This is a genomic window from Corallococcus sp. CA049B, assembly GCF_003611685.1.
GTDB classification, from domain to species: Bacteria; Myxococcota; Myxococcia; order Myxococcales; family Myxococcaceae; genus Corallococcus; species Corallococcus coralloides.
This window is the reverse complement of sequence record NZ_RAWC01000270.1, coordinates 1-10,837: the sequence shown is the minus strand read 5'-3', so window position 1 is coordinate 10,837 and position 10,837 is coordinate 1. Positions and strand designations below refer to the sequence as shown.

The window sequence follows — 10,837 nt, the reverse complement described above, 5'->3', positions numbered from 1 at the left end:
GCCTCCTGAGCTCGGTGAGTTCGGGCGTGGCCTGGGCGCACGCGGGCCTGCCGGAGACGTCCAACGTCACGCTGCGTCGCGGCCACTCCGAGGACTTCTTCGTGGGGGCCACGTTCGGCGCGGTCATCTCGCGCGACAGTGGGCGGACGTGGCGCTGGGTGTGTCCGGATGCCATGGGGTATGGCGGCTGGCGACCGGAGTCCTTTGTCTGGCGCGAGACGGGGGAACTCCTGGCGGCCACCGGCAACGCGCTCTTGTCCTCGAAGGACGGCGCGTGTTCGTGGACGTCGCACCCGGCGTTCAAGGACACCTGGGTGACGGGGCTCGCGGCGCACCCCACGGATGACGCGGTGCTGTACGTGGCCACGGGCCGCTCCACGTCGGCGACGAACGGGGTGTTCCGCTCGGACGATGGCGGAGAGACGTGGCGGCCGTTGGGGCTCCAGCGCGCGGGGGTCCTCTTCTCCGCCGTGCGCGTGTCCACCGCGGATCCGCGCACGCTCTACGTGTCCGCTTCAGACACGGCGCGCATGTACCTGTTCCGCAGCGACGACGCGGGCGAGACGTGGGAGGAGTTGCCGCAGGCCTTCCCGGACCTGGTGCGCCCGTTCGACTTCGTGGTGACGGCGACGGATCCGGTGGCGCCGCTCGGCGTCTGGGCGCGCGTGTCCGCGCAGGGCTCCACGCACATCCTGCACAGCACGGACGGCGGGCGCACCTTCACCGCGCGCACGGGCGCCGGCATCGACGACGTGTTCATCAACATGGACGTCTCCGCCGACGGCGGCACCGCGTGGGTGTCCACGTACAACTCCTTCTTCCGCAGCCAGCAGGGCGGGCCCTTCTCCAAGCTGGTGCTGCCCACCGGCAACGCGTGCGTGACGCGCGTGGGAGACGTCATCTACGGCTGCGGCTCGCCGTGGCTGCATGACTGGTCGCTGGCGCGCAGCAGCGACGACGGCACCACCTGGGAGCCCCTCTTCAGCCTGGAGCAGATCCAGGGCAGCCATCAGTGCCCTGCGGGCACGCCCGTGCGGGAGCTGTGCCCGTCTCGCTGGCCCCAGGTCGCGGAGACGATTGGCGCGCCGCTCTACCCGGATGGCGCTCCGGACGCGGGCGTGCCGGATGCGGGCGTGCAGCCTCCGGACGACGACGCGGGCACGCCTTCCGACCCGAAGCCGAAGCCGTCCTCCGGCTGTGCCGCCGCGCCCGCGGGCATGTTGCTTCCGCTGTTCCTGATTCCCTTGCGCCCGTTGATGCGCCGCGGCCGGCGGCGCCAGGAGCCCTGACCATGAAGCTGAAGACGTCCCTGCGCTGGAGTACCGCCGCGGCCGCGCTGCTCGCCCTGAGCGCGTGCAATGGCGATGACGAGGAACCCCAGGTCACCGGGTGCGAGGAGCCGCTGTACGCGGGCGGCGCCACGGACGAGGCGTGGCGCACGCTGGTGGATGCGCGGAACCAGCCCCAGGACAGCTCGCGCGCGGTGACGCTCACGTCGCCCGAGTCCGGTCAGTCGTACTGGACGGACCAGGCCGCGCCGCTGTGGCAGTGGACGTCTCCGCTGCGCGCGTCGCTGGAGCGTCCGGGCCGCGCGGTGCCTTCGCTGGAAGGCCGCCCGCGCGAATCGAAGCGCTCGGTGCTCGCGTGGCTGGGGAACTGGATACTGCCCACCGCCGAGGCCCACCTGCCGCCGTACACGGGCGACCTCTACTGGGTGAAGGTCCATGCCGCCGGGCGCGAGTGCCCCATCGCGCAGGTGTTGACGTCGGAGTTGCAGTGGCAACTGGATGACGGCTCCTGGCAGACGGTGAAGGACGCGGCGGGCAAGGCGCTGTCGGTGCAGGTGGTGAGCGCGTACCTGGTGCAGAACCGCATCACGGAGGGGCCGTACTCGCTGGGGACCCCGGTGCCCTTCGCGATGGGGAGGAGCAAGTGAGGCGCGCGGTCTGGCTTTGCGCGCTGGCGCTGGGCGCGTGCCAGGAGAGCGAACCGCCGAACGTGCCCGACCTGACGTACGCGGATCCAAACCCGTGGACGCGGGGAGGGACGACGGTGCCTCCGCCGGGGCCGTCCGGGCGGCTGCTGGTGACGAACAGCCTGGATGACTCCGTGAGCCTGCTGGAGATGGACGGGCTGGGGACGCCGGGCTGGGGCGAATTGGCTCGCGTGCCGGTGGGGCTGCACCCGGTGGAGCTGGAGGGACCGCACCACACGGCGGTGTCACCCGCGGGCGACTACTACTACGTGGGCATCTCCAACTACGTGCCTGGAGGCGGCTCGGGTCCGCATGGCGCGCATGGGACGGGGACGGCGGACGGCTACTGCCTGAAGCTGAGCGCGAAGGACAACCGGTTGGTGGCGTCCACGCGCGTGGACCGCAACCCGGGGGACGTCATCGTCAGCGCGGACGGGCGCACGCTGTACCAGACGCACTTCGACCTGCTGCGCATCGCGGACGTGGCGCGAAAGGGCGGGCCGGAGAAGGACATGGTCGCGCGCATGGTCATCCTCGACGCGGAGACGATGACGGTGAAGGAGCGGGTGCAGGTGTGCCCCGCGCCGCACGCGGTGCGCCTGTCCGCGGATGAGCGCACGGCGTACGTGGCGTGCTGGTCGGACGAGGTCGCGGTGGTGGACCTGGCGGCGGAGGGCAAGCCGGTGACGCGCGTGAAGGTGGCGGCGGGCTCGGGCACGGCGGTGAACCCACGGCATCAGCCGTACGCGCTCACGGTGTCGCCCACGACGGGGGACGTGTGGGTCAGCTCGCTCGCGAGCAAGCAGGTGCAGGTGCTGGAGCCCGGGACGCGCGCGATGAACCCGGAGCGCACGGTGTACCTGCGCGGCGCGCCCATGTTCGGCGCGTTCACGCAGGACGGCCGCACGCTCTACATGCCCTATCAGCAGGAGGACGCGGTGGCGGTCATCGACGCGGCGACGTCCACGGTGCAGCGCACGGTGCAACTGTCGCAGGCGGGCTGTCTCAACGTGCACCAGTTCATGCTGACGCCGGACGAGCGCCACGGGCTGGCGGTCTGCGAAGGGGACCACATCGGCCCGGGCACGTTGCACGTCGTGGACCTGTCGGAGGGCACGGTGCTGTCCACGGTGAAGATGGGCATCTTCCCGGACTCGGTGAGCCTGTTGCGGGGGCAGCCATGAGGGGCCTGCGTGGAGGAGTGGCGGCGCTGCTCGTGGGGATGCTGGCCGGGTGCGGGGGTGACACGGCGGGGCCCGTGGCGGCGGCGGACTACGGGGAGGCGCTGTTCCGGGACGCGTGGCTGTCGCCGAGCGAGTACAACAGGTTCTCGTGCGCGACGTGCCATGTGACGACGCCGGAGGCGCAGGCGTGGCGCATCGACTCAGGGCACACGCTGTACAACGTGGCGGCGCGGCCGAGCTGGTGGGGCGGCAACGAGACGCGGCTGCTGGACGCGGTGAACTTCTGCTACGTGAACTTCATGCGCGGGGTGACGAAGCTGGGAGCGGAGGAGCCGCGCTCCCGCGCGCTGTATGAGTACCTGTCGCGGATCAGCCCGGACGCGCAGGCACCGGCGCTGCCGTTCACGGTGGTGAAGGACATCCAGGACGTGCCCCGGGGCGACGCCACGCGAGGCGAAGCGGTGTACCAGACGGCGTGCCATCACTGCCACGGCGCGCCACACACGGGAGAGGGCCGGTTGACGGACTCCGCGTCGGTGCTGCCAGAGGTGACGCGGACCTACGACCAGGCCTTCCCGGGCATCCCGCACGCGCAGGTGGTCATCGAAAAGGTGCGGCACGGGCCGTTCTTCGGCGTGGGCGGCAACATGCCCCTCTACAGCACGGAGGCCCTGTCCGACGCGGACCTGGGCGCGCTGCTCACGTACCTGGGGCTGTAGCCGTGCGCTGAACCCGTCTGACCGGTGCACAGGCAAGGAGCGAGGCGCAGGGCATCCCGCCCCTGCCCACGCGCACCCGGCCGCCGCACCTCAAGAACATTCATGGCTTCGTCGGGTTCACAGGAGCGGGGCCCTTCCTCCGAAGGGCCAGTGCCCACGAGGGGCCGTCCCCCTGCGTCCCTGGCCGAGCTGATGGACACCGACCGCGAGGCGCTCCTGGAGGATTGGGTCGCCCGGGTGTCGCCCCTCTTCACCCCCCTGCGCCTGTCACGCGAGCAGATCGTCGACGCCCTGCCCGCCTTCCTCGAAGAGCTCCACGCCATGCTCGCGAAGGCGGAGGAGGACGCTGACGGCCAACCCGCGCTCCATCACAGTGAGATCTCCGGCGCCCACGGCCGGCAGCGCCTGCGCCTGGGCGCGGACGTGTCCCTCGTCACGCGCGAATATGCCCTCCTGCGCGACTGCATCCTCACCCGCGCCGAGCGCGCCGACATGGACGTGCCGCCGCGGCAACTGCGCGTGCTCAGCGCCTGCATCGACAACGCGCTGGCCCAGGCCGTCATCCCGTTCGCGTTCGACAGCGCCGAGCGCCGCCACGCCGAAGTCGAGGAGCGCGAGCGCTTCTTCCAGCTGTCCCCGGACATGTTCAGCGTCGCGGGCATGGACGGGTACTTCAAGCGCGTGAACGCGCACTTCGTCCACGTGCTCGGGTGGAGCGAGGCGGAGCTCTACCAGCACCCCTTCATGGACCTGGTCCACCCCGACGACCAGGCTGCCACCCGAGAGGAGCTGCGCAAGCTGTCCCAGGGCATCCCCACCCTGCGCTTCGAGAACCGCTTCCGCACCCGCGACGGCCGCTACCGGTGGCTCGCGTGGTCTTCGCGCCCCGTGCCCGAGCTGGGCCTCCTCTACGCCGCCGCGCGCGACATCACCGAACAGAAGGCCGTGGCCCAGGAACGCGAACAACTGCTGGAGGCCGTGCGCGACAGCGAGACCCGCTTCCGTGAAATGGCGGACCACGCCCCCGTCATGCTCTGGGTGACGGACGCGCAGGGCTCCACGACGTACCTGAACCGGGGCTGGTACGCCTTCACCGGCCAGACCGAGGCCACGGGCCTGGGCCTGGGTTGGTTAGACGCCCTCCACCCCGATGACCTGGAGCGCACGCGGCGGACCTTCACGGACTCCAACGCCGCCCGCCGGCCCTTCCGCCTGGACTACCGGCTGCGCGGCACGGACGGACACTACCGGTGGGCCGTGGACACCGGCTCGCCCCGCTTCGACGCGGACGGGAACTTCCTGGGCTACATCGGCAGCGTCATCGACATCTCCGACCGCAAGCAGGCGGAGGTGGAGCGCGAAGCCCTGCTCGCCCGGGAGAGCGCCGCGCGCCGCGAGGCGGAAGAAGCCAATCAGCTCAAGGACGAGTTCCTCGCCACCATCAGCCACGAGCTGCGCACGCCCCTCACGGCCATCCTCGGCTGGGTGCAGCTCTTGCGCACCGGCAACCTGCGAGAGTCCCGCCAGGAGCGCGCGCTGGAGACCATCGAGCGCAACGCGCGCGCGCAGGGACAGCTCATCGAGGACCTGCTCGACGTCAGCCGCATCGTGTCCGGCAAGCTCAAGCTGGACGTGGCGCCCGTGGACCTGTCCACGGCGGTGCAGCAGGCGCTGGAGTCCGTGCGGCCCGCGGCGGACGCGCGCCACATCGAGGTGCGGGCCACGGTGGACACCTCCAGCAGCGTCATGGGAGATCCGCACCGGATCCAGCAGGTGGTGTGGAACCTGCTGTCCAACGCGGTGAAGTTCACGCCCAGGGGCGGCCACGTGCGGCTGGTGGTGTGCCGGCGTGACTCCCTCGTGGAGCTCACCGTGGAGGACACCGGCCAGGGCATCTCCGAGGCCTTCCTCCCCCACGTCTTCGAGCGCTTCCGGCAGGCCGACAGCGGCAGCACGCGCAAGACGGGCGGGCTGGGGCTGGGGCTGTCCATCGTGCGGCACATCGTGGAGATGCACGGCGGCACCGTCTCCGCCGCCAGCGACGGCGAGGGCCGGGGCGCCACCTTCACCGTGCGGCTGCCCCTGTCCGTCACGCAGCGGCGCGACCCCGCCATGCCGCCGTCGCCGAAACCTCCCGTGGCGCAGCGGCTGCCCGCGCCCCCGCCGGAGCTGGGCGGCGTGCGCGTGCTCGTGGTGGATGACGAAGAGGACGCGCGGGAACTCCTGCGCACGCTCCTGGAGGACAGCGGCGCCCACGTGGTGACCGCGGGCTCCGCGGTGGAGGGGCTCCAGGTGCTCCAGGCGGAGCATCCGGACGTGCTCGTCTCCGACATCGGCATGCCGGTCACGGACGGCTACGGCTTCATCGAGCGCGTGCGCGCGCTGCCCCCCGAGAAGGGCGGCCACACCCCGGCGGTGGCCATCACCGCGTACGCCCGCTCGGAGGACCGCACCCGCGTGCTGCGCGCCGGCTTCCAGAGCCACGTGCCCAAGCCGGTGGAGCCCGGGGAGCTGCTCGCCGTCATCGCCTCGCTCGCGGACCGGTACCCCGCGCTTCCGAAGGCGTGACGGCCCCCCCGGCCCGGGTGGAACGCCTGACACGCCCGGGCCCCGGCGAGGCCTCCGGCGCCGGTGGAGGCCCGGCCCTCCGGCCACTGGACGCACGCGGCGCTCGAGGCAGAGCAGCCCACGGCCCGCGCAGGACGCCGCGCATCCTCCTGGCCAGCGGGCGGGGACAGGGCTTACCTTTCCCCCAATGCGTCCGCCGCCCGGACAACTGGCGATGTTCGACGCCCCGGCGCCCGGGCTTGAGCCGGCGCGCTCGCGGCTGCCCTCGCGCGAGGACGCGCTGCCCCGGGCCGCGGAGCTGGCCCGGCGCGTGTCCGCCCTGCTGGGCCGGCCCGTGCACCTGCGCCTCACGGACAACCGCGCCACCCTGGTGAGCTACCGCCGCCTCCCCGAAGGCGTGCGCCTGCGCCTGCACCACCTCTTCCTGGACGCGCCCGACGCCGTGGTGCGCGCCCTGGCCCTCTACGTATCCGGCGACACCGCCGCCCGCGAGGTGCTGGAGGCCTTCAGCCACGCCCACCACGACCAGGTGCGCCGGGAGCGCAGGCCCGGTGCCCCGCTGCGCGCGCGCGGCCGCTGCTTCGACCTCAAGGCCGTCCACGCCCGGCTGGACGCGGCCTACTTCGACGGGCGCGTGCACGCCGTGGAGGTGGGCTGGGCCCGCCGCCCCGCGCGCCGCACCCGCCGCACCATCCACCTGGGCGGCTACGACGCGCGCCTGCGCGAGGTGCGCGTCCACCCCGCGCTGGACCGCCCCACCGTGCCCGCCTTCGTCGTGGACTTCATCGTGTTCCACGCCCTGCTGCACGCGGACCTCGCCGCCACCGACGCGGGCGCTGACCTCCACGACGCCCACGACGACGCCGGCCGCTGCGCCGCGGAGCACACCGCTGACTTCCTCGCGCGCGAGGCCGCCTTCCCCCTGCGCGAAGCCGCCTGGCGCTGGCTCCTGGAAAACCTGTCCTCGCTGCGGCGCGGGTGACCGCCCCTCCCGCCCGTTGACTTGTTTCAGACAGGTCACGGCCGCTGTGACAGGCCCCGAAGGGAGTGGCCTGCGGGGGGTTCCCACTGCATGCTGTCCCCCGATGCGCTTTTTCAGCGTGGAAGAGGCCAGCCGGCTGGTGCCGTTGCTGACGAAGACCTTCGGGCGCGTGCGCCCCTGGGTGGAGCGCGTGCAGAAGCTGGCGGAGGTGCTGGACGGCCCGGAGGCCCCACCCGACACCGCCGAGGTGCGCTCCTTCCGAGAGGAGCGCGACGAATTGCTGGAGCGCATCCGCGGTGAGCTGGGCCCGCTCCAGGAGATGGGCCTGGAGATAAAGGGCGCGGACGGCCTGGTGGACTTCCACGCGCGGCGCGGCGAGGAGCCCGTCTACCTGTGCTGGCGCTTCGGCGAGAACGCCGTGGCGCACTGGCACGACCTGAAGGCGGGCTTCTCCGGACGCCGCCCCATCGACAGCCCGGACGACTTCGAGCCCACCTACCTCAGCTGAAGGCTCAGCAGAAAGCGCCCCGTCACTTCGACAGGCTCTGGTGCAGCAGGCCCAGCTTGTTGCGCGCGGAGAGCAGCTGCTGGCGCAGGGACTCCGCCTGCCGGCCGATGTCGGTGAACTTCGCCTCCTCCGCCGCGCGCGTCAGCGTGGCCGCGTCGTCCGCCACCTCCGCCATGCGCGCCTGGAGCGCGGTGAAGACCTCCGTGAGCCGCGCGTCCTCCTCCGCCGTGCGCGTGGCCTGCTGGCGCAGCGCCGCGAACTCCTGCATGCGCCCGTTGAGGTCCGCCGCGCTCTGCCCCAGCGCCCCGTAGCGCGTGAGCAGCTCCTTGAACACCTCCGTGCGCTGCTGAAGCGCCTGCGCGCACACGTTGACCGCGTCCGCCTGCGCCTGCTGCCGGTTACGCACCCCGGTGATGGCCTGCACCAGCGCGCCCACGCGCATCCGCAGCGCGTCGTCCAGGTCCGCCAGGTCCTTGAGCGTCGTCGACGCGCGCTCCAGGTGCTTCTCCGACGTCAGGGGCGCCTCCTTCAGCTGCTCCGACAGCGCCTCGAAGCGCAGCAGCTCGGCGTCGAGCGCCTGGGCGGCGGAGACCAGCTCGGAGGGCGGGGGCGTGTCACGCTTGCTCATGGGGCCGGGAGGATGCCACGCCGCCTGTCCCTCCCTTCAAGTCGCCTGCCTGCCTCGGGAGCCTGTGATCGGGGGAGGACACTGCGGCGTCCAGGCCTCGCCATTGGACGGGGGCGTCTCCAGTTTTCCGTGACACGTCGCGTCCGGAGGTCTGAAGCCATGCCCGTGGATTTCTCCATCACCGTGCTCGTCACTGGCGCCACCGGCCAGCAGGGCGGTGCCGTCCTCCGCAAGCTCGCCGACCGGGGCCATCACGTGGTGGCGCTGGTGCGGGACGCGGACGCCCCGGCCGCCCGAGCCCTGCGCAGGCCCGGCGTCACCCTGGCCCAGGGCGACTTCGACGACCTCGTCTCCCTGGAGAGCGCCATGCACGGCGTGGACGCCGTCTACGCCATGGCCACGCCCTTCGGCGCGGGCGGCGTGGACGCGGAGGTCCAGCACGGCAAGAACCTGGCGGACGCCGCGAAGCGCGCCAACGTGCGGCACTTCGTCTACTCGTCCGTGGCGGGCGCGTCGGAGCTCACCGGCATCCCGCACTTCGACAGCAAGCACGCCGTGGAGCTGTACCTGCGCCGGCGGGACATGCCCTTCACCATCCTGGCCCCCACCTACTTCATGGAGAACCTCCTCCACCCGCCCGCGCGCGACCTGCTGGCGGAGGGGAAGCTGGCCCTGGGGCTGCCCGCGACGCGCGGCCTCCAGATGGTCGCGGTGGAGGACCTGGCCGGCTTCGCGCTGCACGTGCTGGGAGACCCGGAGCGCTTCATCGGCGAGCGCATCGAGGTCGCCTCCGACGAGGTGACGGGCCAGCAGGCCGCCGCGCTGCTCTCCATGGTGGGCGGCCACCGCATCCACTTCGAGCAGGTCCCGTTGGCTCGACTCCAGCAGCAGAGCGAGGACCTGGCGGCCATGTTCGAGTGGCTGGACCGCGTGGGCTACCACGCGGACATCCTCACCCTGCGCAACAGCTACCCGCGCGTGGGCTGGCAGACCTTCGAGACCTGGGCGCGCCATCAGGACTGGGACTTCGTCAACGCGCCCGCCTGGCCCGCCACCGCCGCTGAGCCGGTGACGCCCCAGCCCTGAGGGACGCACGGGTGAAGAGCCCTGTCCCGCCCGCCCGCTGCCCGGGGTGGAGCACGAGGCATGTCATCCCCTGAACGCCGCACGCCCTACCTTGAAGTGCGAGGAGGCATGCGATGCGGAGAGCACTGGGAGTGGGGGCCCTGGGGTTGATGCTGATGGCGGGCTGCGCGGCGGAGACGAAGCTGCGGCCCGTGCCGGAAGCGGGAGTCCTCCAGGGCGGCAAGAGCAGCGCCATCACGGAGGAAGCGGGCGTGCGGCTCACGGCGGACGGTTCGGCGTGGCAGGGCTCGCCGTCCGACCTGGAGCGCCGGGTCACCCCCGTCTACGTCCGGCTGGAGAACCACGGGGACCGCCCGCTTCGCCTCCAGTACAAGGACTTCGCGCTGGTGGGCCAGGAGTCGCACTTCCGCTACAGCGCGCTGGCGCCCCTGTCGCTGCGGCGGGCCAGCTCGTCGCGCGACGCGGAGGAGCCCGCACGAATCCGCCCGGCGATGTATCCCCGGGGCGGCATGTGGGTGGGCGGCGGCTACGGCTACGGGCCCTGGCGCGGCTGGGGACCGGGCTGGTACGGCGGCCCCTGGGGCTGGGGCAGCCCCTTCTACGGGCCGTACCCGTACTACTACGAGCAGCCGCTGCCCACGGAGGACATGCTCAACAACGCGCTGCCGGAGGGCACGCTGGAGCCTGGCGGCACGCAGGAGGGCTTCCTCTACTTCCAGGGCGTGACCCACCGCGAGAACGCGGTGACGCTCCAGCTGAAGCTGGTGGATGCCCAGACGGGAGAGCCGTTCGGTTCGCTCGGCATCCCCTTCCAGGTGAGCACGAAGTAGCTAGTGCAGCAGCGTGCTGGGGGGCGCGTAGGGAGAGCGCCCCCCGTCGTGCGCCAGGTCGAGCAGCGGTGCCTCCTCCGGCTGCCCCAGCGCGCGCCGCACGTCCGCGCCCCGCAGGGGCAGGCCCATCAGCGGCCCCAACGGGAACAAGTCCAGCGCACCGGTCAGGAGCGGCAGCAGGCCCGTCAGCGCCACCATCGCGCCCCGGGGCGTGCCCGTGCCCAGCCCGCCCAGGACCATGCCCGTGCCCGCCAGAATCCGAATCCACCGTCCGTTGCGCGAATTGATGAAGCCGACCATGAACAACCTCCCCACGCCGAAGATGAACACGCGGCAGGGAGCGACCATGGCCGGTGT

At 72.2% G+C, this 10,837-nt stretch carries 11 protein-coding genes; 9 read left to right on the top strand and 2 right to left on the bottom strand.

Features of this window, described 5'->3' with window-relative positions:
• The 7 genes from D7W82_RS35235 to D7W82_RS35205 all read left to right on the top strand — a co-directional run.
• Window positions 1-1,289: hypothetical protein (locus tag D7W82_RS35235; RefSeq protein ID WP_120622503.1), on the top strand; the 1,289-nt coding region annotated here is incomplete at its 5' end.
• A gap of 2 nt (window positions 1,290-1,291) precedes the next feature.
• Window positions 1,292-1,936, top strand: coding sequence for a hypothetical protein (locus D7W82_RS35230; protein ID WP_120622501.1), 645 nt, complete (start codon window positions 1,292-1,294; stop codon window positions 1,934-1,936).
• Window positions 1,933-3,159, top strand: a complete 1,227-nt coding sequence (locus D7W82_RS35225) for a YncE family protein (protein WP_120622500.1) — start codon at window positions 1,933-1,935, stop codon at window positions 3,157-3,159. The genes D7W82_RS35230 and D7W82_RS35225 overlap by 4 nt, the downstream gene beginning before the upstream one ends.
• Entirely contained in the window at window positions 3,156-3,878 is a 723-nt protein-coding gene (locus D7W82_RS35220; protein ID WP_120622499.1) for a c-type cytochrome, read from the top strand. Before D7W82_RS35225 ends, D7W82_RS35220 begins: the two co-directional genes overlap by 4 nt.
• 192 nt (window positions 3,879-4,070) lie before the next feature.
• The gene (locus tag D7W82_RS35215) at window positions 4,071-6,446 is read left to right on the top strand and encodes a PAS domain S-box protein (protein WP_158617782.1); all 2,376 of its coding nucleotides are present in this window, start codon (window positions 4,071-4,073) and stop codon (window positions 6,444-6,446) included.
• A gap of 214 nt (window positions 6,447-6,660) precedes the next feature.
• On the top strand, window positions 6,661-7,428 hold the full coding sequence (locus tag D7W82_RS35210; RefSeq protein ID WP_120622497.1) for a hypothetical protein: 768 nt from the start codon (window positions 6,661-6,663) through the stop codon (window positions 7,426-7,428).
• Window positions 7,429-7,531: 103 nt separating this feature from the next.
• Window positions 7,532-7,936, top strand: coding sequence for a DUF2203 domain-containing protein (locus D7W82_RS35205; protein WP_120622496.1), 405 nt, complete (start codon window positions 7,532-7,534; stop codon window positions 7,934-7,936).
• Window positions 7,937-7,958: 22 nt separating this feature from the next.
• Here D7W82_RS35205 and D7W82_RS35200 read toward each other — a convergent pair whose 3' ends face one another.
• The gene (locus D7W82_RS35200; RefSeq protein WP_120622495.1) at window positions 7,959-8,564 is read right to left on the bottom strand and encodes a hypothetical protein; all 606 of its coding nucleotides are present in this window, start codon (window positions 8,562-8,564) and stop codon (window positions 7,959-7,961) included.
• A 159-nt stretch (window positions 8,565-8,723) separates the two neighbouring features.
• Here D7W82_RS35200 and D7W82_RS35195 point away from each other — a divergent pair, with 159 nt between their 5' ends.
• Entirely contained in the window at window positions 8,724-9,650 is a 927-nt protein-coding gene (locus tag D7W82_RS35195; RefSeq protein WP_120622494.1) for an NmrA/HSCARG family protein, read from the top strand.
• A gap of 113 nt (window positions 9,651-9,763) precedes the next feature.
• On the top strand, window positions 9,764-10,480 hold the full coding sequence (locus D7W82_RS42445; RefSeq protein ID WP_120622493.1) for a hypothetical protein: 717 nt from the start codon (window positions 9,764-9,766) through the stop codon (window positions 10,478-10,480).
• Here the strand turns inward: D7W82_RS42445 and D7W82_RS35185 are convergent.
• Window positions 10,481-10,837, bottom strand: a 357-nt coding sequence (locus D7W82_RS35185) for a hypothetical protein (protein ID WP_233588126.1), incomplete at its 5' end; no start/stop codon positions are given. It lies immediately after the preceding gene.

Excerpts from the sequence above, each read along its gene's own strand:
- D7W82_RS35220 (WP_120622499.1), top strand. The coding sequence starts at position 3,156 with ATGAGGGGCCTGCGTGGAGGAGTGGCGGCGCTGCTCGTGGGGATGCTG.
- D7W82_RS35230 (WP_120622501.1), top strand. The coding sequence starts at position 1,292 with ATGAAGCTGAAGACGTCCCTGCGCTGGAGTACCGCCGCGGCCGCGCTG.
- D7W82_RS35205 (WP_120622496.1), top strand. The coding sequence starts at position 7,532 with ATGCGCTTTTTCAGCGTGGAAGAGGCCAGCCGGCTGGTGCCGTTGCTG.
- D7W82_RS42445 (WP_120622493.1), top strand. The coding sequence starts at position 9,764 with ATGCGGAGAGCACTGGGAGTGGGGGCCCTGGGGTTGATGCTGATGGCG.
- D7W82_RS35215 (WP_158617782.1), top strand. The coding sequence starts at position 4,071 with ATGGACACCGACCGCGAGGCGCTCCTGGAGGATTGGGTCGCCCGGGTG.
- D7W82_RS35200 (WP_120622495.1), bottom strand. The coding sequence starts at position 8,564 with ATGAGCAAGCGTGACACGCCCCCGCCCTCCGAGCTGGTCTCCGCCGCC.
- D7W82_RS35210 (WP_120622497.1), top strand. The coding sequence starts at position 6,661 with ATGTTCGACGCCCCGGCGCCCGGGCTTGAGCCGGCGCGCTCGCGGCTG.
- D7W82_RS35195 (WP_120622494.1), top strand. The coding sequence starts at position 8,724 with ATGCCCGTGGATTTCTCCATCACCGTGCTCGTCACTGGCGCCACCGGC.